The 25,667-nt window shown below is 36.6% G+C and carries 23 protein-coding genes and 1 pseudogene; 8 read left to right on the top strand and 16 right to left on the bottom strand.

The genetic code is table 11. From position 1 onward, the window contains the following. Window positions 1–103: 103 nt before the first annotated feature. Window positions 104–646 (top strand): GNAT family N-acetyltransferase, encoded by a 543-nt coding sequence (locus tag Rain11_RS03880; protein WP_101358029.1) that lies wholly within the window; start codon window positions 104–106, stop codon window positions 644–646. Window positions 647–706: 60 nt separating this feature from the next. On the opposite strand, the gene Rain11_RS03875 is transcribed toward Rain11_RS03880, so the two are convergent. The 4 genes from Rain11_RS03875 to Rain11_RS03860 form a co-directional block, all read right to left on the bottom strand. Beyond that, on the bottom strand, window positions 707–1,381 hold the full coding sequence (locus tag Rain11_RS03875; RefSeq protein WP_101358028.1) for a porin family protein: 675 nt from the start codon (window positions 1,379–1,381) through the stop codon (window positions 707–709). 59 nt (window positions 1,382–1,440) lie between these two features. Further along, window positions 1,441–2,163 (bottom strand): hypothetical protein, encoded by a 723-nt coding sequence (locus tag Rain11_RS03870; RefSeq protein WP_101358027.1) that lies wholly within the window; start codon window positions 2,161–2,163, stop codon window positions 1,441–1,443. A 75-nt stretch (window positions 2,164–2,238) separates the two neighbouring features. Continuing rightward, entirely contained in the window at window positions 2,239–2,616 is a 378-nt protein-coding gene (locus tag Rain11_RS03865) for a RidA family protein (protein ID WP_101358026.1), read from the bottom strand. Between the two features lie 76 nt (window positions 2,617–2,692). Continuing rightward, entirely contained in the window at window positions 2,693–4,138 is a 1,446-nt protein-coding gene (locus Rain11_RS03860) for an OmpA family protein (RefSeq protein WP_165778073.1), read from the bottom strand. 190 nt (window positions 4,139–4,328) lie between these two features. Here Rain11_RS03860 and kdsA point away from each other — a divergent pair, with 190 nt between their 5' ends. Then, window positions 4,329–5,180, top strand: coding sequence for a 3-deoxy-8-phosphooctulonate synthase (gene kdsA, locus Rain11_RS03855; RefSeq protein WP_101358024.1), 852 nt, complete (start codon window positions 4,329–4,331; stop codon window positions 5,178–5,180). 46 nt (window positions 5,181–5,226) lie between these two features. Continuing rightward, complete coding sequence (locus tag Rain11_RS13870; protein ID WP_165778072.1) at window positions 5,227–5,364, top strand: hypothetical protein; 138 nt, start codon at window positions 5,227–5,229, stop codon at window positions 5,362–5,364. A 40-nt stretch (window positions 5,365–5,404) separates the two neighbouring features. Here Rain11_RS13870 and Rain11_RS03850 read toward each other — a convergent pair whose 3' ends face one another. Together Rain11_RS03850 and Rain11_RS03845 are read right to left on the bottom strand one after the other, a co-directional pair. Then, window positions 5,405–7,498 carry a prolyl oligopeptidase family serine peptidase gene (locus Rain11_RS03850; RefSeq protein ID WP_101358023.1) on the bottom strand — a complete coding sequence of 698 codons (2,094 nt, stop codon included), beginning with the start codon at window positions 7,496–7,498 and terminating at the stop codon, window positions 5,405–5,407. 72 nt (window positions 7,499–7,570) lie between these two features. Next, on the bottom strand, window positions 7,571–7,864 hold the full coding sequence (locus Rain11_RS03845; RefSeq protein WP_101358022.1) for a hypothetical protein: 294 nt from the start codon (window positions 7,862–7,864) through the stop codon (window positions 7,571–7,573). 136 nt (window positions 7,865–8,000) lie between these two features. Here Rain11_RS03845 and Rain11_RS03840 point away from each other — a divergent pair, with 136 nt between their 5' ends. After that, the gene (locus Rain11_RS03840; protein WP_101358021.1) at window positions 8,001–9,446 is read left to right on the top strand and encodes a nicotinate-nucleotide adenylyltransferase; all 1,446 of its coding nucleotides are present in this window, start codon (window positions 8,001–8,003) and stop codon (window positions 9,444–9,446) included. A 49-nt stretch (window positions 9,447–9,495) separates the two neighbouring features. Here Rain11_RS03840 and Rain11_RS03835 read toward each other — a convergent pair whose 3' ends face one another. Next, window positions 9,496–11,745, bottom strand: coding sequence for a peptidase domain-containing ABC transporter (locus Rain11_RS03835; protein WP_101358020.1), 2,250 nt, complete (start codon window positions 11,743–11,745; stop codon window positions 9,496–9,498). A 140-nt stretch (window positions 11,746–11,885) separates the two neighbouring features. Between Rain11_RS03835 and Rain11_RS03830 the strand changes: the two genes are divergently transcribed. Both Rain11_RS03830 and Rain11_RS03825 read left to right on the top strand, forming a co-directional pair. Next, entirely contained in the window at window positions 11,886–12,824 is a 939-nt protein-coding gene (locus Rain11_RS03830) for a UDP-glucuronic acid decarboxylase family protein (RefSeq protein ID WP_101358019.1), read from the top strand. A gap of 6 nt (window positions 12,825–12,830) precedes the next feature. Continuing rightward, window positions 12,831–13,997, top strand: a complete 1,167-nt coding sequence (locus Rain11_RS03825; RefSeq protein ID WP_101358018.1) for an AIR synthase related protein — start codon at window positions 12,831–12,833, stop codon at window positions 13,995–13,997. A 39-nt stretch (window positions 13,998–14,036) separates the two neighbouring features. Here Rain11_RS03825 and Rain11_RS03820 read toward each other — a convergent pair whose 3' ends face one another. Further along, a complete protein-coding gene (locus Rain11_RS03820; RefSeq protein WP_101358017.1) occupies window positions 14,037–14,522 on the bottom strand; it encodes a hypothetical protein in 486 nt (161 codons plus the stop codon). 170 nt (window positions 14,523–14,692) lie between these two features. On the opposite strand from Rain11_RS03820, the gene Rain11_RS03815 reads away from it, so the two are divergent. Further along, a complete protein-coding gene (locus tag Rain11_RS03815; protein ID WP_165778071.1) occupies window positions 14,693–15,520 on the top strand; it encodes a tetratricopeptide repeat protein in 828 nt (275 codons plus the stop codon). Between the two features lies 1 nt (window position 15,521). On the opposite strand, the gene Rain11_RS03810 is transcribed toward Rain11_RS03815, so the two are convergent. From Rain11_RS03810 to Rain11_RS03775, 8 genes and pseudogenes are all read right to left on the bottom strand, one after another. Further along, a complete protein-coding gene (locus tag Rain11_RS03810) occupies window positions 15,522–17,168 on the bottom strand; it encodes an Ig-like domain-containing protein (RefSeq protein ID WP_101358015.1) in 1,647 nt (548 codons plus the stop codon). Between the two features lie 3 nt (window positions 17,169–17,171). Beyond that, window positions 17,172–17,906: a DNA-methyltransferase gene (locus Rain11_RS03805; protein ID WP_101358014.1), complete on the bottom strand. Its 735-nt coding sequence runs from the start codon at window positions 17,904–17,906 to the stop codon at window positions 17,172–17,174. Next, window positions 17,887–18,681: a DNA-methyltransferase gene (locus Rain11_RS03800; protein ID WP_101358013.1), complete on the bottom strand. Its 795-nt coding sequence runs from the start codon at window positions 18,679–18,681 to the stop codon at window positions 17,887–17,889. Before Rain11_RS03800 ends, Rain11_RS03805 begins: the two co-directional genes overlap by 20 nt. After that, window positions 18,668–20,202 (bottom strand): annotated as a pseudogene (locus Rain11_RS03795) (AlwI family type II restriction endonuclease). The gene Rain11_RS03800 and the pseudogene Rain11_RS03795 overlap by 14 nt, the downstream one beginning before the upstream one ends. Window positions 20,203–20,475: 273 nt before the next feature. Next, window positions 20,476–21,204, bottom strand: coding sequence for a class I SAM-dependent methyltransferase (locus Rain11_RS03790; protein WP_101358011.1), 729 nt, complete (start codon window positions 21,202–21,204; stop codon window positions 20,476–20,478). A gap of 5 nt (window positions 21,205–21,209) precedes the next feature. Further along, a complete protein-coding gene (bioD, locus tag Rain11_RS03785; protein ID WP_101358010.1) occupies window positions 21,210–21,812 on the bottom strand; it encodes a dethiobiotin synthase in 603 nt (200 codons plus the stop codon). Window positions 21,813–21,830: 18 nt separating this feature from the next. Beyond that, complete coding sequence (locus tag Rain11_RS03780) at window positions 21,831–22,772, bottom strand: PP2C family protein-serine/threonine phosphatase (protein ID WP_101358009.1); 942 nt, start codon at window positions 22,770–22,772, stop codon at window positions 21,831–21,833. Between the two features lie 16 nt (window positions 22,773–22,788). Continuing rightward, window positions 22,789–24,144 carry a peptidylprolyl isomerase gene (locus Rain11_RS03775; protein ID WP_101358008.1) on the bottom strand — a complete coding sequence of 452 codons (1,356 nt, stop codon included), beginning with the start codon at window positions 24,142–24,144 and terminating at the stop codon, window positions 22,789–22,791. A gap of 164 nt (window positions 24,145–24,308) precedes the next feature. Between Rain11_RS03775 and Rain11_RS03770 the strand changes: the two genes are divergently transcribed. Further along, window positions 24,309–25,577 carry an AAA family ATPase gene (locus Rain11_RS03770; RefSeq protein WP_101358007.1) on the top strand — a complete coding sequence of 423 codons (1,269 nt, stop codon included), beginning with the start codon at window positions 24,309–24,311 and terminating at the stop codon, window positions 25,575–25,577. The last annotated feature ends 90 nt before the right edge of the window (window positions 25,578–25,667 follow it).

Here is a 25,667-nt window from a genome sequence, read left to right as displayed (position 1 = left end):
AGAATTTCAGTCTATAATCAGAAAGGATAGCAAATTTTGCTATCCTTTCAAACTTTTTTGTAGTTTTATGCGTAGATTTGTTTAGAAACTCAAACCTACTGCTATGAAAATTCTTGGACAATATTTTCCTTCTTACAAAATTGGAGAAAATATACGCATATTTTTCCGCAGGCTCACCGAAGCCGATGTTATTCCTTTGGTAGAATTTTACTATAATCTTTCGCAAGAAACACGCTATATGCGTTTTCAGATGGTTACCGAAGGCTTGCCTGAAAGCAAAATTTACGAATATGCCGAAATGCTTTGCAAAGTAGAAGGCAAAGGACTGGCTATCGTCGCTTACACTTACGAAAATGGTATTGAAAATTTTGTAGGTGTAGCTCGCTATATGTTTGAAGGAGAAACTACCAACAAAGCCGAATTTGCCATTGTTTTACGTGATGATTTTCAAGGAAAAGGTTTGGGTAAATATCTTTTACGTTTGCTTTTTACAGAAGCCCAACGTTATGGTATAGAGAAATTGTATGGTTCAATGCTTCCTTCCAATATAGCTATTATTGAACTTATCAAAAAAGTAGCCCCAACTAATCATCATTTCACTCATAAAGAAGGTTTGATAGAAGTTGAAATAAATTTAGCTGAATAACAAAAAAAGAAGGCTCTACTTAATGAAAGTAGAGCCTTTATGTTTTGTATAAAGTGAAAATTACAATTTTACACCCACTTCGAAAGAAATGAGATTTTGTTTGATAGATAAAAACCCAGGAGCAGTTCCACTATCTTCTTTATTTACGACATTGATAAACGAGCGTTGATAATTGATACCTGCGAAAATAGGATTATTTCCGATTTTATATTCAACTCCCACCCCAACAAACATACCGAAATCCAATGGACTAAATTTGGTGATATAGCTGGCACTCCTGCCTTGACCATCAACATAATTACCTGACTTTCTTTTACTTCCTACTAATACTTCGGGCTGTACGCCGAAATTTACAAACCCTTTTCCATTAGTAAAAAGTTCATCAGTAAAAAGTTTCAAACCCACAGGCAATTGAATGTATTGCAAGCCATATTTTTCCTCTAAGGTTGCGGGCAAACCTGTGACTCTGGCTTGATAATTAGCTTGTTTGGTAGTAAAAAGCAATCCCATAGTAAAAGCATAACGCTCTGTCCAGACAACATCAGCAATAGGACCGATTGTAAAACGCAAAGAACTACCATTAGGAGTGGCTTCAAATCCGTTCTCATTAGATTTAACACTATTGAAACCAATAGGCAAACCCACTTTCATACCCAATTTGAATCCTGTATCATCTTGGGCAAAAACAGAAAAAGTAAAGACAAAAAATAACAAGGAAAGCGATAATTTTTTCATATTTTTTCAGTTTAGGTTTGAACATTGCAAAATAAGTAAGAAGGTTTCAAATAAACAAATTATTTCCCAATGTTTGCCATTTGCATTTTTATTTGATTGATTTCGTTTTCAATATTGGTAATTTGTTTGTTATTGTTGGCGTTCATTTCATTGAGAGCATCAATCTGGCGGCGAGCCACTACGTTTTTATTTTCAAGTTCTGTCTTTTTGAGCTGGTCAGATTCTTTGGCTATCTTTTTTTGTGTTTTTTCTATATCGCTTTGAAGGCTTTTAACTTTTTTCTCGTTATCAGCAATTTGGCTACGCAAATCTTTGAGCATTTTTTCCTTTTCACGTATCATTTTTTCGTAGTATTCTTTGTAATAATTGAAAAGGAAAGTGGTAAAAAATTCCTTGAAACGTTCCATTTCTTGAGGATTTTCGCGTGCATTCAGGTAAATATCATAGCCCATCATAAAGGCAACAGCCATTTCAGGGCGACCTGTATCGTTGGAAAATTGCACGTGTAAATCTCCTCTGCGAGTAGTAACTTGAGGTAAAGTGGCTTCGGGTACAACTAAACCGTGTCTGCCATTCTTTTTAGATTTCAAATTGAAGTTTTTTTTCACGTATGCCGAAAAAGCATCTTTCAAATCGTCCTCTGTACCCTTTTCAATGCCTGCCGCCCAAGCATCTACATTGATTTTTTCCAAGGTAATTTGCTTTTGATATGGGGCAAGCGATTGAGACAAAACATAATTGCCGACTAAAAGTAGCCCAAGCAGTGTAACTAACTTTTTCATAAAAATAAAATTTTGAGTGAAACCAATAGCAAAGCTATAAAAATTGTGCCAATATAAAAATTTTCGCTTAAAAAATTAGAATTTCAAAGCAATACAAGAAATTTCCACATTAGCATCTTTGGGCAAACGGCTCACTTCCACAGTTTCGCGTGCAGGCGGATTTTCACCAAAATAAGAACCATACACTTCATTGATAACCTGAAAGTTATTGAGGTCTTTTACAAAAATAGTGCTTTTTACCACATTACTAAAATCCATTCCTGTTTCCTGTAATATAGCCTGGATATTACGCATTACTTGGTGTGTTTCAGCTTGGATAGTTTCTTGTACCATAACACCTTCTTTTAGAGCAATTTGCCCTGAGATAAAAAGTAAATTACCCGCTAAAATTGCCTGACTATACGGACCGATAGGAGCAGGAGCATTTTCAGAAAAAATAACTTTTTTACTCATAATAACAAAATTTTGAGGTTAAAGATATAAAAAAAGCCTCTTTTTCAAGAGGCTTTTTAGGAAAGTTTTTTAGAAATTAGTCTATATTCTTAATTTCTACACGACGGTTAGCAGCACGTTGTTGAGGAGTTTTGTTGCCAGCCTTAATATCGGTATTTCCATCAGCAGGTCTTTCATCTCCATAACCGATAGCTTGGATGCGACTAGCATCAATTCCCTTCTTCACAAGATATGCTTTGATAGCGTCTGCTCGTTGTTGTGAAAGCTTCTTATTCGCCGCTCTATTACCTACATTATCAGTGTGTCCTTCTACCGCAATTTTAGCATCTTTATATTCTTTCAAAAGATTTACCAAATTGTCAAGAACAGGGAAAGAGTTTTTTAGAATAGTAGCCTTTCCTGTCGCAAAGTTGATTTGCTTAGCAATGGCAAGGAGAGCCTTCTCTTCAATTTTCTTTTTAGGACAACCTTTTTCTTCAGGTACACCGGGAACATCAGGACAAGCATCGTCAGGGTCGGCAACACCATCACCATCTCTATCAGGGCAGCCTTGGAACTGAGCTAAACCAGCTTGGTCAGGACAACGGTCATTTTTATCAGCGATACCATCGCCATCCTTGTCAGGGCAGCCTTTAAGTTCTACCTTTCCTGCTTCAGTAGGACATTCATCATCAGGGTCAGGTAGTCCATCGCCGTCAGTATCAGGACAGCCTTGGAACTGAGCCAAACCGGGAGTATCAGGACATTTATCATCTTTATCAATGATTTTATCCCCGTCTTTATCAGGACAACCTTTGAATTCAGCAGTACCCGCATTATCAGGACAAGCATCTTCACCATCAGCAATGCCATCATTATCTCTATCAGGACAACCTCCAAGTTCCTTTTTACCTGCTTCAGCAGGGCATTTATCTTTTTTATCAGGAACACCATCGCCATCATCGTCTTTGGGTTTGCCAAGTTTGAAAGTCAAACCTCCATTATGCATCCAGTATGCTCTAGGACCTACACCACCAAACTCATTTTCTTTGGGAGCAAGAGGCATAGCATTGTAGGCTGTTCTGAGCGTTAGAGCTACACTTTCATTGAACCAGAAATTCAAACCTAAACCTCCACCAACAGTTCCATAGCTCATATCGGCTATTCTATGCAAACCACCGCCTACAAATACGTGTGGGTCAAACCAGAAACCTTCTTTATTACCAAGAGGATGTACTTGTGCATTCAAAGTCAAAAAGTTAGAAAGGTCACCTGTGCCACCTACGGTATTTTCTACAATCTTATCAATACGACTCAAAGTGTAATTGGCTGTTAAACCAAACAAAGGCTTAATGCGGTAGCCAACAGTAACTCCTACGCCCTCATTCCAGTTTTTGGTTTCAAAAGGTTTTTTCTCCTGGGCATAGGGAAGAATAAAATCCATTGCAGAATAATGGAAACCAACTGTCCATTTATCCTGAGCTTGCAGGTTGCCCACTACCAAACAAGCGAGCAAAAAAGAAAATAGTTTGGTCTTTTTCATAAGGTTTAACATTTGTTACTACATTTAAGGTTTAAATTTTGCTAAACTTCTTGGTGCAAAGTTGCACAAAAGAATAAAAAATCAAAACAAAAAAATATTTTTTTTCAAAAATCTGTCGCAAATCTTTTGGATTTTTTTGTAAAAAGCAAGAAATTGCCACAAAAAAGTAAAAAATTTATCTTGGCTTAATATGCAAAAAAAAATTGTAAAAGTAGGTAATATCGCTTGTGGTAGCGAAAAATTGTTCCTCATTTCAGGACCTTGCGTAATTGAGGACGAACTGACAATGATGAAAACTGCCGAAATGTTAAAAGAAATTTCCGAAAGGCTTCATATTCCTGTAATATTTAAGTCCTCTTATCAAAAGGATAACCGCAGTTCCTTGAAATATTATATCGGTCCTCGTATTGAAAAAGGACTTGAAATGCTCGCCAAAATCAAAAAAGAATTTGGGTTTCCATTGCTTTCTGATGTGCATTATCCCGAGCAAGTACCAATGGCGGCAGAAGTACTTGATGTTTTGCAAATACCTGCTTATTTATGTATGCAAACCGATTTGATTGTAGCAATTGCCAAAACTCAAAAAGTTATCAATATTAAACACGGGCAATTTCTCGCACCCGAAAATATGGCAAAACCTGCTCAAAAAGCCATTGATAGCGGTAATGACCAAATTATTCTCACCGAAAGAGGCTACACTTTTGGCTACAACGATTTAGTAGTAGATCCTCGCAGTTTCTATCATCTCAATCAAATAGGTTTTCCTGTGGTGTTTGATATTACCCACTCCATTCGCAAATACGGCATACCCAGTGCCGACCCCAAAGGCGGGGCAAGAGAATTTTTACCTACTATTGCCCGAGCAGGAGTAGCGGCAGGAGTTGATGGGGTATTCATAGAAACCCACCCCGAGCCTGCTAAAGCCCTTTGTGATGCCGCTAGCCAAATGTGTGTGTATGATTTAGAAGAATTTTTGAAGCCACTTATTGAAATTCACGAGCTTGAAGTAAAATATCGTGAAAAAACTTTGGCTTTGGCTTGATTTTTGAAAATTATTTGTCTAATTTAGCACTCAAATAACAAAAAATATGAAAAAATTAAAGTTTTTTTTCGCTTTTACTGCATTAGTGGCTTTGTTAGCTACTTCCGCTTGTACTCGCCGTTATACTTGCCCCACGTATTTGAAGCAAGAACCCAAAACTGAAAAGCAAGATATTCGTGGATAATTTCCTGCTACAATTTGCAAAAATAGGGGGAAATTTCCCCCTACATTTTTTTTATTCCCAGATTCCATAACGTAAAAGCCCAAATATCTGCCCATTCATCAATTTGTTTGCTAATGGGCTTTCCTGCTCCGTGTCCTGCATCTACGTCTATACGTATAAGCGTAGGTTTTGCTCCCTTCTGTTTCTCCTGTAAAGTGGCAATAAACTTGAAAGAATGAGCAGGCACTACCCTATCATCTTTATCAGCTGTATAAACCAACGTCGCAGGATAAGAAGCAGGCTTGATATTATGTAAAGGCGAGTATTTGTAAAGATTTTCAAAATCTTCTTTGCTTTGCTCTGCTGAGCCATATTCAGGCACCCAAGCCCAACCAATGGTAAATTTATGAAAACGAAGCATATCCATTACCCCTACACCGGGCAAAGCTACGGCAAAAAGGTCAGGGCGTTGGGTCATACAAGCACCCACCAACAAACCGCCATTGCTACGACCTGAAATAGCCAGCTTTTCAGAGGAAGTGTATTTTTCTTTAATTAAAAATTCAGCGGCGGCAATAAAATCATCAAAAACATTTTGCTTTTTCAGTCTGGCTCCGTCCAAATGCCACTCCTCGCCATACTCACTTCCACCACGTAAGTTTGCCACAGCATATACTCCCCCTGCTTCCAAAAAAGGTATCAGACGCACATCAAAACTCGGATTGATACTAATGTTAAATCCTCCATAACCATACAAATAAGTAGGATTTTTGCCGTTGCGTTTCAAGCCTTTCTTGTGTGTAATAAATAAATGTACTTTCTTACCATCTTTGCTTGGATAAAAAACTTCTCGGGTTTCATAGTTTTCAGCCTTGAAAGGAATTTTAGGAACAAAATACAAAGTAGAAGTATGCGTAATGAAGTCGTATTTGTAGATATTACCTCCCTGCAAAAATGAGCTAAATGTGTAGTAGGTAAAAGTCGCCTCCTCTTTCCCTGTAAAACCTGCTACCGTACCCAAAGCAGGTAGTTTGATTTCATTTGTTTTCTTGCCATTTTTATCAAAAAGCCAAACTCTGTGGCTGGCATCTTGCATATAAGTAGCGATAAAATAGCCATTCATATAACGCACGCTTGTAAGCACATTTTCAGCCTCGGGAATGAGTGTTTTCCAATTCTCTACGGCGGGATTTTCCAAAGGAACTGCCACTACTCTGTAACGTGGTGCTTGATAGTTAGTGCGTATGACAGCGTGATTATCCAAAGTAGTAATCAATTGATTTTCTGCCTCCTGATGAGCTATCAAGGGTTTCAGGTCTGCAAAAGAAGTAAGTTTTTTGTATAAAATAGCTGTTCCTGCGGTGCCTTTGGGTAAAAACACATAAAGCAAATCGTTTTTTTCACTTACCGAAGCCGAAACATTCTGCAAAGGGTTTTTTCTGTCCACAAAAATTAACTCGTCTTGACTTTGAGGAGTACCAATTTTGTGATAATACAATTTATGAAACTCATTTTTGGCTTCATATTCTTTACCTGCTTTGGGAGCATCGTATCGGCTGTAAAAAAAGCCATCTCTGTACCAAGCAATCCCTGAAAATTTCACCCATTCTAATTTTTCGGAAAGTTTTTGTTTGGTTTGCAAATCAATAATTTCAATAGTGTTCCAATCAGAACCACCTTTCGCCCAAGCATATGCAAAATAACGCTTATTTTCAGATACAGACCAAGAATTGATAGAAACTATCCCTTCTGCCGACATTTTGTTGGGGTCTAATAGCAACTCTTCCTGAGTACCTTTTTTGATGTAAAAAACAAACTGATTTTGCAAACCATCATTTTTTTGGATAATTTCAAAATCACCATAGCTCACAGGCACACCCATTTTCGGATAATTCCAAACTTCTTGCAAACGCTTGCGAATTTGATTACGATAAGGTATTTGAGAAAGATAATCAAAAGTTACAGCATTTTGAGCTTTTATCCATTCTTTAACCGCCGCCGAGTCGGAAACTTCTAACCAGCGGTAAGGGTCAGCTACTTTTACCCCAAAATATTCATCAATCTGATTAACTTTTGCTGTTTGCGGGTAAGATATTTTTTGAGCAAACATTGGAGAAACCGAAATCAAAAAAGTTGAAATGTAATAACGCAACATAGACAAAGTTTTTTGGCAATATAACGAAAACTTTGTCAGATTGTTGCGTTGCGGAATAAAGCAATTTTTTTGCTAAAAAATAAAATCTATGACTATCAAGCCTGCGGGTACTACCCAAGAGAGAATGCCTTTACTCATAGCTTTGCTATAATCTAAATCAGAAAAGCCTTTCCAAGCCTGTAAAATAGCGGGAATTGCTACTGCTACGTAAATTACGACACTTCCGAATGTTGTAATTTTACCCAATGTGCTATTCCAACTTTGAGCAATGTTGGTAATGAAATTGATGATAAAAAAAATACTCAAACCTGCAAACAATAAGGTGTTGATAGCAAGATTTTGACGAGCTTTTTTGTGTCGTTCCATAAACAAGAAGTTTTAGTTCAAATTTTCTGAAAATATATGAAAATTTTAAGATGAAGGCAAAAATTACGCCTAAAATGTTTTGAATTTTACCCTGTAATGCTTAAATTGAGGCAAAATATACGCCAAACTATAAGCTATGGAAGACGAAAAAATTATGAGTACAAGGCAAAAAGCCTTGAAAATCAATTTAGATACAAGTATTTATGGCTCATTTGCCGAAATAGGAGCAGGACAAGAAACCGCCGCTATTTTTTTCAAAGCTGGAGGAGCATCAGGTACTATCGCCAAAACAATGTCGGCGTATGATATGACTTTCAGTGATGCCATTTATGGCAAAGAAGAAAGCGGTAGGTATGTGTGTGAGCCACGCCTGATGAAAATGCTTGCCAAAGAATTTAGCCTCTTGGAATTACGCTTGGGCGAAAAAAGAGGCGAAACTACTAAATTTTTTGCCTTTGCCAATACGGTTACCACTATCAATTACACTCGCACCGTACAAGGACACGGCTGGCTCGGGGTTCGTTTCCAGCTATATCCCCAATCACCACCCAATGATGTGATCATTCACGTCAGAATGAGTGATAAAGACGCTATTTTACAACAACAAGCCTATGGAATTTTGGGAGTAAATCTCATTTATGCCTGCTTTTTTTATCATCAAGATCCTAAAACTTTTGTGCTTTCGCTGATGGATAATCTTTCACGCGAACGCATAGAAATTGATATGATACGATTCAGCGGTCCTGATTTCAAAAATATTGATAACCGCCTGATTACGCTTAAATTGGTGCTTTTTGGCTTGGCAGATGCGGCAATGTTCAACCCCAAAGCCGAAATGCTACAACCCGCCGATGCCCTCTACAAAAAGAACGTGCTGATATTACGCGGGCGTTTTCGTCCTGTTACACACGTCAATATGGATATGTTTCGTAAAGCCAAAAGGCAATTCCTCACAGATTTGCCCCCCGATGAGCACGATAAAACTGTGGTTTTAGCCGAACTCACTCTACAAGACCTCAAAGCAGGAAACACTGATATTGATATTCAAGATTTTTTAGATAGAGTAGATATTCTTTGTACTCTGGGACAGAACGTAATGATTTCTAATTTCCAAGAACATTCTAAACTTATTTCCTATATCTCACAACTTACCAAGAAAAAAATTGCCATCGTAATTGGTAGGCTCATTATTGAACAACTCTGCGACCCCAGTCGTTATTCCAACTTACGAGGCGGTCTGTTAGAAGCGTTTAGCAGGCTATTTATCAATGATTTACACGTATATGTATATCCGTACCTGAAAGACGGCATTCCTCAAACCTTTGAAAATTTGGAAGTTAATCCTACTTTACAGCCGCTCATTGAGTACCTGCGTATTAACGGAAAAATTACGGATATTGTAGATTATGACGAAGAAGTATTAAATATTTATTCCGAAAAAGTTTTGGAAATGGTGCGCACCAATCAGGAAGGTTGGGAAGAAATGGTTCCTGAAATTGTAGCAAAAAAAATTAAAGAAAATTGCCTGTTTGGATTTCCTTGTGTGATAGTAGGTGAAAAACGAAGGTTTGTAGAAACATAGATTTACAAATGAGGGCTTCATTTCTTGAAGCCCTCATTTTTGGGTTAGGTTATCTTTCTGTACGGCGAGGTTTTACATTGCGTAAAATATCCAAAGCTATGTTTTGCTGTGAAATTAGCTCACGGAAGGCATCATCTTGAAGTAGCTCCTGATAGTCGCCAATGCGATGAATGGTTCGGTCTTTAAGGAAAATTATTTTGGGAATACGTGCCAAAATAGAAATATCGTTGGAAACCATTATGAGTGTCCAAGGGTTTTCCTCATTCATCAAAAATTCAATGATTCTATTACGCTCTACTACTGAAAAGTCTTTCAAAAAGTCATTGATAATAAGCAGTTTAGGTCTTGCCGCCACACAACGAGCCAAAATGAGCTTTCTTCTTTCTACCGAAGAAAGTTCTTTGCCTCCTGATGCTAATTCAGTGTGCAAGCCATCGGGCAAAGCGTTGATTCTTTCATACAAGCCCACATTCTGTAAAGCCCAAATCACATCTTGGTATTTTACTTGGCTACGTCCCATTGAAACATTATCTAAAATACTACCTGAAAAAATTTCATCTTCCGAGAAATTATCTTCCGTTACAGCCCGATAGCTAAAAAGATTTATATCACGTAAAGAGCAATTAGAAACGGTAGCTATGCCATCAAATTCGTCAAAATTTCCTAAAATCATCTTCACCAAACTACTTTTTCCTGCCCCATCGCCCCCTGCAATGCAAACGCGGTCGTTAGATTGGATATCCAGATTGATGTCTTTGAGTAGGTATTTTGCTCCGGAATGCACAGAAATATTTTTGAACTGCAATGAAAGTCCGCCTTCCACTTTGCTCAAATCAATTTTAATTCCATACTCCTTGCTTAATGGAATATCTGTAACATTACCAATTTTTTCAGCCGAAGTGAGCAAATCATAAATAATATCCATACTCACCACCAGTTTTTCTACCGATGCTACTACCAAAATAATCACCACTTCCGAAGCTACAAACTGCCCAAGCGTAATTTGACCATCTACCACCAAAAGAGTACCAACAATCAAAAGCCCCGCAGTAATAGCAATTTTGAATATTGTAATGCTCAAAAAGTGTCCGATAAGTACTTTGAAATGCTTTTTACGATAATACAGATAGTTATTTACGTAATTATCCATTTTTTCCAACGGCAAATTAGAGGTACTTGCCAAGCGGAAAGATTCCAAAGTACGAGCTACTTCTTCAAGCCAGTGAGCAATTTTATATTTGTATTTTGATTCCATAAGACTTGCTTCCAAACCTTTGGGACCTGAAAAATAAAATGTAGCTATCAGTACTCCGACGGTTACAATTGAGAAAGCCAAAAATGAAGGGTGATAAAATGCCAAAAGTAGCAAGCCCGCAAGTATCTGAATCACCGCCCCCAAAATATCTATCAAGAGTTTGGGCATACCTTTCTGTATAGTCAGAATATCAAAAAAGCGGTTCATTAGTTCAGGCGGATAGTATTCTGAAAGCTTTTCAGGCTTCATACGAGGCAAGCGATAAATAAACTCAAAGGCTGTTTTAGCGAAAATTCTTTGTTGTAAAATCTCCACTACCGTCATTTGCATAATTTGCAAGCCCCCTGTAATCATCACTCCCGCAATAATGATAACCATCAAAACCACCGTAGAACTTACCACTGCTCCTGCTGAAATAAGCGTAATAATCGCCTGAATACCCAAAGGAAGCGTAAGAGAAAGCAATCCAATTACAATAGAATACACATAAATATAGGCAATATCTTTCCGCTCTGCTCGCAAAATGCGAAACATTCTTTGCATAGGCGTAGGCTTAATGCCTTTCTTGTAGTAGTCATCTTCCAAATACTCCATTGGAAAGCAAGTAACAACCATTATTTGCCCATTCAAATCGGTATTGGGGTGGTTTTCATAGACAAGCAGGTTTTTAGCATTCAGCCCTGTGTCTTCCCAAAAAGTTTCTTGTCCTGTTTTCAAATCATATACAACACTACGCCCTTTTTTATTCTTTTTTACGAGAATAGGCTCAACGGTATGGTCATCTCCTTTATCTATAAAAAAGAGCATCGCAAATTCGGCTTGCTCTATAAACATTTCTAAGTCTTGGGGGTAGATATTATTTTTGAGAATATTCAGATTGATTTTACGAGCCTTATCTGCCAAATCATCTATAAATTTTGGAACATCACTTTTGGAGTACTCTTTTTTTTCTGAATAACTCTCTTTGAGGTCAAAAGCATTGAAGGTCAAATCGATAGATTTGGCAAACTGCTTGACAATGGTATCTATTTGATAGGTATTCATCAGCCAAAGATTAAATTTTTAGCAATATAATAAAAACGCTCTCAAAATTGCAAATGTTTCACTTTTTTACAAAAAGCTACACAAGCATTTGCAAGAAAACCGAAAGAAATCGTAAGTTTGCCGAAAAATTGTGTTAATCAATGAAAAGAGTTTTAATTACAGGTGCGGCGGGTTTTTTAGGCTCACATCTCTGCGACCGCTTTATCAAGGAAGGTTATCAAGTAGTAGGAATGGATAACCTCATTACAGGCAATTTGGCAAATATTGAACATCTTTTCAAACTTAAAGAGTTTGAGTTTTATCATCACGATGTTTCTAAATTCGTACACGTACCAGGACATTTAGATTACATTTTGCATTTTGCCTCACCTGCCAGTCCCATAGATTATTTGAAAATTCCAATTCAGACACTCAAAGTAGGTTCTTTGGGAACACATAATTTACTCGGCTTAGCCAAAAGCAAAAAAGCAAGAATCTTGGTAGCCTCTACCTCCGAAGTATATGGCGACCCTTTGGTGCATCCGCAAAATGAAGATTATTGGGGAAATGTCAATCCGATAGGTCCTCGGGGTGTATATGATGAAGCCAAACGTTTCCAAGAAGCTATTACAATGGCATACCATACCTATCACGGATTGGAAACACGCATCGTGAGAATTTTCAACACCTTCGGACCTCGTATGCGTTTAGATGACGGCAGAGCCTTGCCTGCTTTTATGAGCCAAGCTCTAAAAGGAGAGGATATTACGGTCTTTGGCGATGGTTCTCAAACTCGTTCTTTTTGCTATGTTGATGATTTGATTGAAGGTATTTACCGACTACTTCTCAGTGATTACCCCTACCCTGTCAATATTGGTAACCCTGATGAAATTACGCTTTTAGAGTTCGCTAAGGAAATTCAAGAACTTACAGGTAGTAAATCTAAAATCGTTTTCAAGCCTCTCCCAAAAGATGACCCCAAACAACGCCGACCCGATATTACACGTGCCAAAGAAATTTTGGGCTGGGAGCCTCGTTTTTCCCGCAAAGAAGGATTGAAAATTACTCTGGAATATTTCAAACAAATGCTAAACGCTTAAACAAGTATGAAATACACCGAAAGAGGCGTTTCTGCCAAAAAAGAAGATGTTCATCAAGCCATTTCCAAAATAGATAAAGGCATTTTCCCGAAGGCTTTCTGTAAAATTGTGCCTGACTATCTGGGAGGTGATGAAAACTACTGCAATATAATGCACGCAGATGGAGCAGGCACAAAATCCTCGCTTGCTTATATGTATTGGCGTGAAACAGGCGACCTTTCGGTGTGGCAAGGCATAGCTCAAGATGCTATCGTGATGAATATTGATGACCTGCTTTGTGTAGGTGTCTATGATAATTTTTTGCTTTCCTCTACCATTGGCAGGAATAAAAAACTCATTCCCGGTGAAGTAATTGCTGAAATTATCAATGGTACAGAAGCATTTTGCTCACAAATGCAAAAGTATGGCATCAATATTTACACGACAGGAGGCGAAACTGCCGATATTGGCGATTTAGTGCGAACTATTGTAGTAGATAGTACCGTTACGGCACGTGCCAAACGTTCAGATATTATTTCCAACCACACCATTCAGGCAGGAGACTACATCATTGGGCTTGCTTCTTTTGGAAAAGCCACCTACGAGAACTCTTACAATAGTGGCATAGGTAGCAATGGACTTACCTCTGCCCGCCACGATGTATTCACTAAAATATTTGCCCAAAAATACCCTGAAAGCTACGATAATGCTTTGAGCGATAAAGTTGTTTATACAGGCAAGTATCACTTAACAGATGCCGTTCAAATTGATAATGAAACACTTACAATGGGCAAGTTTGTTCTTTCGCCTACGCGAACCTACGCACCTATTATGAAACTTGTTTTAGAGCAATTTCGCTCCTACATTCACGGGCTAATTCATTGTAGTGGCGGCGGGCAAACCAAAGTTTTACATTTTATTGAAAATCTGCACATTATCAAAGATAACCTTTTTGAAACACCTTTGCTCTTTGAAATCATTCAGCAAGAAAGCCAAAGCAGTTGGCAAGAAATGTATCAGGTATTTAATATGGGGCATCGTTTGGAAATTTACCTTTCCGACCTGAAAATTGCAGAAGAGATTATCGCAATTAGCAAAAGTTTTGGAGTTAAAGCCCAAATTATTGGCAGAGTGGAAGCAAGCGATGAAAAAAAATTAACCATTCGGAGCAAATACGGCGTATTTGAGTATTAAAAAACCTCTGATAGCTTATTCTATCAGAGGTATGAAAATTTATTCAATCAGCACGCCTGCACTACAACCGCCCGAAGTTCCCTTCGCACAACTACATTTATGCCCTTGGCAAGGCTTTATCTCTGAAATAGTACAAGGGCAGTCTAAACTGGAACAAGTATGCGTACATCTTTGTTGAGATATTTTCAGAAAATCACCGCTTTTTTCAAGCAAAATAGCAATAGTTACAAAGGCATTATCGCTTCTTTGGCTCAAAATTTGTAGATAGTGATGTTGAGATTCTTTGTCAAAGGAAATTTTTATATCTTGTAACTTTAATGTATAATTTGCATCGGGTTGGCTAATTTTATAACTTTTTTCAACTTCTAAAAAAGTGTTTTTTACCAAGTTATCCAATTCAAGGCTTTTGTTAAGCACAAAGCTACCCTCTTTGAAGACTGCAATTGCATCTTTGGGGGTAAAATCTTGCGAAAGTTCTTTCTGCTTGTTGCAGGCAAGAAAAGCGAGCAAGGCAATAAGTGCCACTGCGAGTTGGAAAACAAAAAACTTTTCATAAAAATTTTATTTGGTGTTTGAAACTAAACTCCTAAATTTTTAGTCATAAAATTTAGTTGAACAAAGCTAATCAAAAAAGTTAAAATAAAAAACTTTTGGTTCATTTTTTTAGAAAAGTCCTTATGCAAAAAATTCAGTTTTTGTTCATAGTATTAGGAACATTATTTCAACAAAATACTTTTGCCCAAAAAACAAGTGAATCACTTTCAAAAGCCCAAAAAGCCCTTGATGAAAATAAAATTCAAGAAGCGATACAAATTACTACACAAATTATTGAGCAAGAGCCTCAAAATGCCTACGCTTACTACTTGCGAGGTTTAGCGAAATACGCTTTTTCTGAATTTGGTGCTTCTATTGAGGATTACACGAAAGCTATTACACTTCAAAAAGACTTCAAAGATGCTTATTACAACCGAGCGGTAAGTTATTTTTGGCTCAATCAGAACGAAAACGCTGAAAATGATTTGCTCAAAGCCCTCCAAATAGATAGTACCGATTCGCGTACTTACACGGCACTGGGGTCTCTTTACAGCAGAATAGCCGAAACTGAAACCGATAAGAAATCAAGAAAAAAGTTTCTTCAAAAAGCAGAACAAGCTTATCTGAAAGCCTTGCAACATAATGCAAATTATGCCCCCGCTTACTACAATTACGCCCTTTTGATAAGTGACGAAAATCCTAAAAAATCTTTGATACTTACAGAAAAATATATCTTGCTCAAACCCCAAGACGCCCAAGGATACTTTTTGAAAGGAATTTTACTCAAAAATCAGAAAAAATACGCCGAAGCCTTGCAAAACTTTCAAAAAAGTGCCGAAATGAACGCTTACAATGCCGAAACTTGGTTAGAGTTAGGCTTTACATATTTTTTACTCAAAAACAGAACCGAAGCCTGCTTGGCTTGGCAAAAAGCCGAAAAACTTGGCAGTAGCGAAGCAAGCAAATACTTACAGCAATCTTGCAAATAGCTCAAAAGCTAAACTCTTCTGTAATTTCCCAATTTTCACGCAAAGGAATAGCTTTGGGTAGAAAAATAACTTTTTCAGGCAAAATTCCTTTTTCGTAATCGCCTTTGTCCCAACGTCCGTTTTTATTTTTATCTAAAATTACCCTCACTAGGTACGTTCCTGCGGGCAAATACTCCCAAATAATCTTATTTTCATAAATTTTTTCTTTCGCAATGCTACGCAATACCTGCTTTTTTTCGTCTAATAATTCTAAAATAAAATTTGGTTCTTGGGTTTTGAGATTAAGTTTTAGTGTTGCAAAGCGGTTGGCTTGTTTCAGCACAAAATTTTCTTTGGTTGCTCTATTCAACTCTTTTTCGCAACTTTCAAAAGCGGCACTATCTATTTGCAAACGCAATTTTTCTTGAAATTCAATTTTCTTGCGTATGCTTAAAATGTTCTGATACTCGTTCCACTCGTAATCTTTGGCAAGAAGTGGTATTTTTTGCAAGCTATCGCTATCTTTGTAAAAATAAATTTTCGCAGTATCTATTTGCAAAATCGGCTTATTGAAAACAATTTCTAAATGAAAATTCTGTAAAATCCCTTCGCCTTGTGAAACATTTTTAATTTGAAATTTTAAGGGTTCTTTTTTGCTTTTACCGCTACGTAATTCTTTTAAGAAAATCACTTTGGCAGTGGTATCCAGAACGTTTCCGAGCGAATCAATAGCCTGTAAATTTACTTGCAAAGTATCATAAAATTGTGAAATATTAAACAACGCAACTTCTTTTCCGCCCTCATTTATTTGATAAGCCAATTTATGAATGCTCTGCAAACGAATTTTCTGCAAGGGTTTGCTAAAATCTAAAATAGTTTTGTCGGTTTGAGTGTTAGAAGGACGCATTTTCAGAAAACGAGGTGGCTTTTTATCGGATAAAGCAAGCATTAAATTGAGCGAATCAGCATTTTTATCTTTCAGAATAATATTTTGTTCTAAAAAGCCAACTGCTTCCTGTTCAGGGTTTAAGCGATTATTATTATTTTTATCGCTAAACACATATAGCTTGTAAGTACCTGCTTTGAGATTTTGTAATCTAAAAACGCCTTCTTTGTCGGATTTGCCCAAATAATACGGCAAATGTTTTTCCACTTTTAGCGTATCTTTGGCGGGAGCAAGCCATACTACACACTCGGCGGCAGGCGTGCCTGTGAGCAAATAAGTAGCTTTTCCACGAATTTCCAAAGAATCTAACTTATCGCCCGTACTGAAAACCATTTGAAAGTTGGGTGGCACATTTCCTTCATTGAGGTCTTGAATACCCTTACGAAAATTAAGTGTATAAGTAGTATTCGGCTCAAAAGGTTCTTGAAACTCCAAAACTACAGCTTTTTTGAACTCCCGTACCTTAAAAGAGCCTTTGATTGAAGGCGTAATGAGCAGTTCTTGTTGTAAATTGTTGGTCTTTATTCTTTCATCAAATTCTAAAATAATCGTTCTGCTGTTGAAATTAAGTGTTTTGTTGAGTGGGATTTGTTTGGTAATTTTAGGAGGAATAGTATCTTTTGCCCCACCCGTAATAGGGCGTGGATTAGCACAAGCCCCAAAAATGCCCAAAAACAAACTCCAATAGAAATATCTTAACAAGAAACTTTCTGTAAAAAGCATTTTTTAGGTAAATTTCAATTCTTGTGCAACAACTTCATCAATAATTCTTTTAGAAGCAATCTCAAAATATTTTTTATCAATTTCTATACCTATAAAATTTCTATGCAAACGTTTTGCCACTACCCCTGTAGTTCCGCTTCCTAAAAAAGGGTCTAAAACGGTTTTTCCTTCTTGTGAGCCAAGCAAAATAATTCTTTGCAAAAGTGACTCGGGTTTTTCAGTTTTGTGGATAGTTTTATGTTTTTCTGCATTGATAATCCACAAGTTTTTCATTTGCTTACCGCCATTAAGTTGTTTGGCAAGCTCATAATTGAAATAATACTTTTTAGTTTTGCTTGCAAGCCAAATAAGCTCGGTAGCGGGTGCTAAACGGTTATTAGCAAGCAAAGGCGTAGCATTAGGCTTAAACCATATAATATCGTTAATAATCCAAAGACCTAATTTTTTGAGTGTAACTCCTACCGAAGGGTGATTATGTAGCGTTCCACTAACCCAAATTGTACCTGTATCTGAAAGCACCCTTATACACTCGCTAATCCACTTAAAATTAAAAGCATCAATATCCTGAATAATATCCCAATCCCCTTTGTAAAGTTTGGCAATTTTTCCATTTTGAGTAGTCAAGTAATTTTCTCCTGAAAGATTATATGGGGGGTCAGCAAAAATTAAATCTATGCTTTTTTCGGGCAAATCTTTCAGAACATTAATACAATCATCATTAAAGAGTTGAATATTCATAAATTCGTTTTTTTGCAATTTGAACGTACTCCCAACAATTTTCAATGCCTATCCAATTTCTATTGAGCCTTTGAGCTACAACGCCTGTTGTACCTGTACCAAAAAAAGGGTCTAATACAACATCGCCTTCATTAGAAGAGGCTAAAATTATCAATTCCAATAGCTTTTCAGGTTTTTGTGTAGGATGAGCGGCACGATTAGTGCCTGCAAGTTTTATTCTTTCTTTGCCCTGTACTATTGGTAGTTCAATAAAATCTAAAAAATCTCTCATTTGTTTGGTTTCCCCTTTTTTGGTTCGATGTGGGTTGAAAGATTTTACAACTTCATAATTAAAAATCCAATTTTGCCCTTTTACAAACCAACAAATAAACTCAGTAGCGTGAGTAAAGGTTCTTTTAGTAATATTAGGCATAGCATTGACTTTGTACCAAGTAAGTATATTATTTAACTTTAACCCCATTTGTCTAGCTGTAGTGATAATTTCCCCAATATTATGATGGGTACAAGAAATATACATACTACCATTACTTGTTAATTTTTCGTAGGCAGTTTGTATCCATTGCTTACAGAAAAGCAAGTAATCTTCATAAGTATAAGTATCCCATTTTTCATTAACCTTGTAATAAGCCCCACCTGTGGTATTTTTAGCGAGGTCTAAAACTTTACCCGATAAGTTATAGGGGGGGTCAGCAAATATCAGAGGAATACTTTCAGAAGTTATATTTGTATTCATTATACTAATGCAATCGCCGTGATAAATTTCATTTAACACCATAATCCGATAAAATTTTATTTTTCCACTCAATTACTACATTTTCAATTTGACTTTGCCAATTTGAGTGTCCTTCAAGAATTTGGCAAATTTCTACAATATTCTGATAAAGTTTTTCTACCTCAAAGTGTGTAATGCGTTTTCCTGTACTTACAAGTACTTTTTGTAAAGTTTCAAGTATAACAGAAAATTGTTGAGTATTTAGAGGAATAATTTTTTGTTTGGCACCATCATATCCATATTTGATAGATGCCCAAAAATGATACAAGGTGTCTTGATGAATTTTTGGGCAATAAACAAGCAGTAACAATTTTTATCCTTGTACTTTTTTTCAAAATCTCTCAAATGACGCATTACAGGCTGAGTTTCTCTTACCCACTGATACAAGGAAGTATCTAATGTAACCTCGCAAATAGCATTGAATTTTTCATAGAAACACTCAATATCGGCTTGGTTGCCAACAGCATGGCTGATAGGTTCTCCTACATCATCAACGGGATAGTTAGGTTTAATTTCAATTTCATCATTGATAATTTTCAGACTATCTGCAAGCAGTTTTTCAAATTGATAAGCCTCTATTTTACGCAACCTTTTACTATCCTGCAACAGACTAATTATTTTTTGGATTTCATTGGCGTTGTTGATTAGTTTCTTTTTTTGTATGATTGTGCTAAACTTGGTTAAAATTTTTCTTAATCTTTCTAATAAATTTTCCAGTTCGCTTTGTGAAAAACTTTCATAAGAAATTGCCAAAAGTGCTTTTTCTTCCTCATTTAATTGAATTTGGTGAGTTTTTTGCATTTGAAGTAATCCTGTAAGCACCCCTTCTATAATTTTCTTTATATTTTCTGCTTGTTTGTTTGGTAAAATAGGCAAGTCAATATCTCTAATATAATGCAAATAATCTTTTTCATTTTGAAAGTCTAATGCCTTGCCCGAAAACTGCCTTAAAATTTGCTCTACTTCAATTTTTCGGTTAGGTTCAATATCAATTCGCCACTCTGCTCCAAAAAAAGAAGTGCTTACACAAAAAAATCTCGTAAGACGAAAATATCGCATTATATTATCTCCATATTCATAAAAATTTTTTAATTGTTTTTCATTTGGATGGGTTTGATAAAAATCTTTTGCAAATTCATAAAAAAATTGCTTTTTATCGGTACTTTTTCGGTACAAGGCAATTTTTTCAACATACTCGTCTATTTGCTGATAATTCACCAAAGAAGGTACAAATAAGCTAAATTCCGTTTGGGTAAGTCCTTTTTCTGAAAATTTTTGATTAACCCTATCAATTAAGTGCAACGCGGCTATAAAAGGAATTACATCAAAACCTTCTTGAAAATCTTTACTCCAAGGATTAGGAAATTGAAGTTTCAATAGAGATTTAAAAAACGTAAAGCCTATGTCATACTTACCCGAAATAAAGTTGTTACCCAGTTCAGTAATTTCTATTTTTCCCAAAGACTCACGAGCCACTGCAAAACCTAATTTATTAAGCGGATTTACCGATTGCCTACCACGCATTGCAGGGTCTTGGTAGTTTTGTAAATAAAATATCTTTTCAGCTAATTCATAACTAATATTTTCCGTTGGATTATCCCACAATGGTATAAATTCCGAAGGAATATGAGTAGGCTTGTAAAAACGATTTTTTATCAATAAAATTTGATATTTTATTTGATTTTCTACATTAAAAGGTTGCCCTTCTATTTCTTTGAGAGTTTTCAAAAAATCTCTCAAGCGTTCAGGATTCCTGACTGTTGTTGAGATACTCCATAATTTCATAAGTGCATTACTTTATTCTTTCACAAGCACCCAAATAACTCTTGGCATAAACTCATCATAAGGCTCTAAAAAATAGTTACCAAACACCCTTAAAGGACGCAAGCCCGCTTGCTTAAAGTAATTTCTAAACTCTTCGGGGCTGATAGCCATCACTCGCTCCTGAAAGCAATAGTCTTGCCCTTTATCCGTAAAACGAATAGTTTTTACAAGAAATTTCCCCTGCAACTCTCGTTCTATGTAAAAACTGATGCCTTCAACTTTCACTTCTTCCTTTTGGACAAGTTCTTTCAAAACTCGTTCTGTATTAAAAAAATCTAAAATAAGCGTCCCTTCTTTTTTTAAATTTTTCGCAAGAGCCTGCAAACAAGCAACATTTTCAGTTTCTGTTTCAAAGTAGCCAAAACTTGTAAAAAAATTCAATACATAATCATAATAACCCTCTCGGAAAGGCACACGCATATCGTGTACGAAAAACTCTAAATTAGATAAACCTTGGTAATTTTCTTTGGCATAAGCAATACTTTCAAGTGAAAGATCTACCCCTGTAACCTGATAACCATTTTTTGCTAAATAAGCGGCGTGCCTACCTCTCCCACAAGGTATATCCAAAATCTTTGAACCTTTCACTATTGGCACTAAATTAAACATATTTGTTAAACAGATTTGAGCTTCTTGCTCATCTCTGTTTTTGTAAAGAATATGATAATAGGGTGAATCAAACCATTCTTTGTACCAAGCCATATTGTTTAGAGTATATTTTTGATTTTTTCTGCGTATTTCTGCACAATAAGAGGCGTGATAAGTGCTTCTTTTTCTATATGCAATAACTCTTGGTAGCCTGAATGATGCAAAATGATTCTTTCACTTTCGGGATTGCTCACTCCGTTGAAAACAATGCCTTTTACTTTCAGATTTCTTCGTTGCAATTCTCTTACCGAGAGCAATGTGTGATTGATACAGCCTAAATATAAATTGACTACCAAAATAATTTCCAAATCAAACTTTTGAGCAATGTCAATCACAAAGTCTTGGTCATTGAGAGGGACTAAAATGCCTCCTGCTCCTTCAATAATCAAGTGATTATCAGTTTGAGGCAGGGTAATCTTGGCAAGCTCAATGATTTTATTTTCTGCTTTGGCAGAGTCGTGAGGGGAAGCAGGTTTGGCAAACTCATAACTGGAAGGAAAAATTTTTACAGGAAAGCTCACTAAATCTGCTACTGTTTCACTATCTCTCGGATAGCCCGACTGCACAGGTTTCCAATAGTCAGCTTTGAGAGCTTCTACTAAAATAGCACTTGTAATCGTTTTCCCAGAATCAGTACCAATAGCTGTAACAAAGTATCGCATAAAATTGAAAACAAAGTTTCACAATAAAATAGCTGTTTCGTAGTAATCTTTTTTATATTCTTCCCATTGTTGTTGTGGGGTTTTATCAGAAAAAATCAGTTTTTTCAAGGAAACAAATCGGTCAATGGTTGCAAATTTGAGTTCCTCAAAACTGGCAAATCCCAAAGTAACCAAAGCCAAACTAATATCATCGCCTGCATTTGCTTCAAAAGCCCACAAAAGAGCCTGTTGCCACATTTCCAAAGTGCAAATTTGCAGGTGGTGTAAAGTTGCCAACAAATAGTATTCAAAATGCAAAGGTGTAGGCAAATAACCAAAACAGCCATCAGTGGCGGCAATCAGCACAATAGGCTCATTAAAAATACTTTTTTTACTAAAAAGCTGAAAATCTCCTTCGGCATTTATGCAATTAGAAATAGGGGCATCTTGTAAAAGATTTTCAAAGGCATCTAAATCTTGCGTAAGGTTATCTTGGGAAATTTGTTGCAAACCAGATTTTTTCAGCACATATACACGCGAGTCGCCTGCCCAAAAAACCTCGGTTTGATATACATTTTCAGCCATTGTTGCTCCCTCCTGCACCTTAAATACCACTCCCGCAAGTGTTGTAGGCAACCGCTTTATCAAACGAGTACGCAATTTAGAACGCCTATCGTCTAATTGAGCAATTTTAAGTTGAAAACCTAACAAAAGATTATTTTGCAACTTTTGTATAAAATTCTCTAAATCAGGGTTTTCTTCAACAAAAGTTTGCTCTGCAATCTGAATAGCAAGCCGAGAAGCCAAATAAGCCCCTGAAAATACTTTTTCGCCTATTTCATAAGGTGTGCTTCCTGCCCCTCCCAAACCATCTGCTACTGCTATGATGCCTGTGCCATTCTCTTCATCAATGAGCGAAGCAGGAAAAGCATCTTCACCTTTTCCCGCAATTTTTTCAGCCCATAAGGTCAGTAACATCATAAGCAGACGGCAAAATTTAGTTTAAGCCCAGAATATTGCAAGGAGCATAGTCTTTATCAATATCAATAAAAACGTCATTTTTGGCTTTTTGTAGCCATTCCATCAGTTTTTTATTGCGTTTGACTTCTAAGGCTTCTTGCTGAATTTTGGGATAATCCAGATTGAAGTCCGCAACGTGTGCAGGATGCTTGGCACGGAAAAGAACAATACGCAAAGCCTTTTTGCCATCGTAAGTTCTGAAAGTATGTGGCTTACTGATTTCTCCTACTTTCATATCATCGAGCAAATCGGAAAGAAAGCTATCCATCTGATTGATAGGAATGCGATAAGAAAGGTCTTGCGACATAATTCTACCGCCATTGGAAGCCGTATTCATTGACCCCAAACCCTTATCGTCAGAATACTGCAAAGCGGCTTTCTCAAAAGAAATACTATCCTGCAAAATACGAGTGCGAAGGCTATCTAAAAATCTCTCTGCTTCACGCGTATCTACCTGTTCCCAATCAGGCATCATCAAGATATGCTTGGCGTGATATTCGTCTCCCCTTCTATCCACAAGTTTTACGATATGATAGCCAAAGCGACTTTCAAAAGGTTTGGAAATTTCACCGGGTTTAAGTTTGAACACTACTGCTTCAAATTCGGGCACCATATTACCACGTTTGCTCCAATCCAAATCGCCGCCCTGGTCTCTTGAGCCGTCTTCGCTATAGATTTTTGCCATTTCCTCAAAACTCTGATTTTCTTCTACAATTCGCTTATACACCTGTTCCATACGAGAGCGTAATCTTTCTTTTTCGGATTTGAGCAAAGGCGGATTTTTTACGATTTGAGCCACTTCAAGTTCCGTAACATACACAGGCAAACTATCTTTGGGAATGCGATTAAAATACTTTCGTACTTCGGCAGGCGTAATTTTTACATTCTTAGTAATATGATTTCGCATTTTCTCAATAGTCATTTTTTCTTTGAGTTGCACACGCAAATCACTCTTGAAAGCCTCTATATTTTGCAGACCAATTAAATTTTTAAGTTCTTCATCTGTTTTTCCCTGTGAAATTTGTTGCCAACGTGTGTTAAAATCATCATCAAGTAATTCTGCTTCAACCATTACTGAGTCAATTTCTGCTTTTGCAACCAAAATTTTTCCAATAATCATACTACGCAAAATCTCACAACGCAATTCCTGATTATTGGACAAACGAGGATTTTGCTGTAAAATTTGCATTGCAGCAAGCTCTACATCAGAAAGCAGAATGATTTGGTTATCTACCTTGGCTACGATTTTATCCAAAGTTTCTTTGGTTTGAGCAAAAATACCCAAAGGCAAAAACAAAATGATAGCTATCGCCCACTTAAAGTTTTTTTTCATAGCAATTCAAAAGATTTTAGAGTGCAAACTTAATAAATGCAATTATTCTTTGCAAAACATAAGTCAAATTTCAGCATTTTAGAGAATTTTTAGTCCGAACGCTTGGAATTTGTTTTAAGAAACTGCATTTTTACGTAATAACTTTTTACAAAAAATCTGCTATTATGAACCTCAACTATAAAACCAAAGATTTTTTCTTTCCTATTTTTACTATACTGAAAGAAACTAACAAACCTCTAAAACCTTCCGAAGTAGCTCAAACCATTATTCAAGATTTGCCTTTGGATAGAAAATCTGAATTTTGGACTATGGTAAGACTAAAACTGAAAAACCGTATTCTACAAGCCTCCAACTATCTGGCAGAAGCTGGTATTATTCATACCACCAAGAAAAACCCTTATCAGAAAAAAGGCTGGTTTCTGACGGAATATGGCAAACAACTAAAAGTCAATGAAGAGGAGCTTATCCGAGAAGTAAAACAAAATATCCGCAAGAAAAACCCTCAACAAAATTTTAATATAATCACAAAAAAAACTTTTGTTCCAAAAGTAATTTCTCGGAAAAAGCGTGAGCAAACTACCACTTTCAGCAAAAATACCATTCTCTACGGACCGCCCGCCACAGGAAAAACTTCCAAAGCAATTGAAATGGCTATCGGTATTTTAGGACTGGACAAGCTCAAAAATACAGATGCCAAAAAAGCTCTGCGAGAATTGCAAGGTAAGCAGTTTGAAATGATTTCCCTGCACCCCAACTATCGTTATGAGCATTTTTTAGAAGATATTGACGCCAAAGGAAAAATCAAAGATGGTATTTTGAAAAAAATAGCTACCAAAGCTCGCAACGAATACAAAAACAATCCTGAAAAGCCCGCTAATTTTGTGCTTATTATTGATGAAATGCACCGAAGCGAACCCGCTGAAATTTTCGGTGAAACTATCAGTCTGCTTGGAGCAGATAAAAGATTAGGGCAAGATAACGAAATTCAAGTAGCATTGGCATATTCAGGCGAGATTTTTGCACTTCCACCCAATCTTTATATCATTGGCACTATCAATATTGCTGAAATTGACTATCAAACAGATAGCAGTTTTTTGCAACATTTTGAAATGATACCCGTCTATCCTCGTTATGACCACATCAATTTAGCTTACGCCGATTTTCTCAAAGAACTTAATCGCAAAATTTCCTACTACAAAGGAAGCGATTTTATGTTCGGACACGGCTATTTTATGCAAAATGCCGAAAGTTTGGATTTCTTACGCATTCTCAATCACCAAGTTATTCCCACCTTACGCTTTTATTTTGAACCCAAAGAATTAGTACAAGAAATCCTGCAAACAGCTCTTGAAGAAGCCGAAAGCACCAAAGGTAAGTTTGAAGTTTTGGAAAATGAACGCTTGCATTTAGAGGTTATTCGGGTGAGTTGGTAGAATATTGATATGTTTGTAAAAATTTTGTATATTGCGAGAATATCAAGTGGAGCCTTTTGGAAAGGGCTTGAAAAATACTTGTTTTTTTGC

The organism is Raineya orbicola, from assembly GCF_002843425.1.
GTDB lineage: Bacteria > Bacteroidota > Bacteroidia > Cytophagales > Thermonemataceae > Raineya > Raineya orbicola.
This window is presented reverse-complemented; position numbering and strand designations above follow the sequence as displayed.

Bases quoted from the DNA above. Each gene is read 5' to 3' on its own strand.
- Rain11_RS03825 (WP_101358018.1), top strand. From the start codon at position 12,831: ATGAAATACACCGAAAGAGGCGTTTCTGCCAAAAAAGAAGATGTTCAT.
- Rain11_RS03830 (WP_101358019.1), top strand. From the start codon at position 11,886: ATGAAAAGAGTTTTAATTACAGGTGCGGCGGGTTTTTTAGGCTCACAT.
- Rain11_RS03800 (WP_101358013.1), bottom strand. From the start codon at position 18,681: ATGGTGTTAAATGAAATTTATCACGGCGATTGCATTAGTATAATGAAT.
- Rain11_RS03780 (WP_101358009.1), bottom strand. From the start codon at position 22,772: ATGATGTTACTGACCTTATGGGCTGAAAAAATTGCGGGAAAAGGTGAA.
- kdsA (WP_101358024.1), top strand. From the start codon at position 4,329: ATGCAAAAAAAAATTGTAAAAGTAGGTAATATCGCTTGTGGTAGCGAA.
- Rain11_RS03805 (WP_101358014.1), bottom strand. From the start codon at position 17,906: ATGAATATTCAACTCTTTAATGATGATTGTATTAATGTTCTGAAAGAT.
- Rain11_RS03790 (WP_101358011.1), bottom strand. From the start codon at position 21,204: ATGGCTTGGTACAAAGAATGGTTTGATTCACCCTATTATCATATTCTT.
- Rain11_RS03770 (WP_101358007.1), top strand. From the start codon at position 24,309: ATGAACCTCAACTATAAAACCAAAGATTTTTTCTTTCCTATTTTTACT.
- Rain11_RS03835 (WP_101358020.1), bottom strand. From the start codon at position 11,745: ATGAATACCTATCAAATAGATACCATTGTCAAGCAGTTTGCCAAATCT.
- Rain11_RS03865 (WP_101358026.1), bottom strand. From the start codon at position 2,616: ATGAGTAAAAAAGTTATTTTTTCTGAAAATGCTCCTGCTCCTATCGGT.
- Rain11_RS03880 (WP_101358029.1), top strand. From the start codon at position 104: ATGAAAATTCTTGGACAATATTTTCCTTCTTACAAAATTGGAGAAAAT.
- Rain11_RS03845 (WP_101358022.1), bottom strand. From the start codon at position 7,864: ATGGAACGACACAAAAAAGCTCGTCAAAATCTTGCTATCAACACCTTA.
- Rain11_RS03775 (WP_101358008.1), bottom strand. From the start codon at position 24,144: ATGAAAAAAAACTTTAAGTGGGCGATAGCTATCATTTTGTTTTTGCCT.
- Rain11_RS03875 (WP_101358028.1), bottom strand. From the start codon at position 1,381: ATGAAAAAATTATCGCTTTCCTTGTTATTTTTTGTCTTTACTTTTTCT.
- Rain11_RS03860 (WP_165778073.1), bottom strand. From the start codon at position 4,138: ATGAAAAAGACCAAACTATTTTCTTTTTTGCTCGCTTGTTTGGTAGTG.
- Rain11_RS03870 (WP_101358027.1), bottom strand. From the start codon at position 2,163: ATGAAAAAGTTAGTTACACTGCTTGGGCTACTTTTAGTCGGCAATTAT.
- Rain11_RS13870 (WP_165778072.1), top strand. From the start codon at position 5,227: ATGAAAAAATTAAAGTTTTTTTTCGCTTTTACTGCATTAGTGGCTTTG.
- Rain11_RS03850 (WP_101358023.1), bottom strand. From the start codon at position 7,498: ATGTTGCGTTATTACATTTCAACTTTTTTGATTTCGGTTTCTCCAATG.
- bioD (WP_101358010.1), bottom strand. From the start codon at position 21,812: ATGCGATACTTTGTTACAGCTATTGGTACTGATTCTGGGAAAACGATT.
- Rain11_RS03840 (WP_101358021.1), top strand. From the start codon at position 8,001: ATGGAAGACGAAAAAATTATGAGTACAAGGCAAAAAGCCTTGAAAATC.
- Rain11_RS03810 (WP_101358015.1), bottom strand. From the start codon at position 17,168: ATGCTTTTTACAGAAAGTTTCTTGTTAAGATATTTCTATTGGAGTTTG.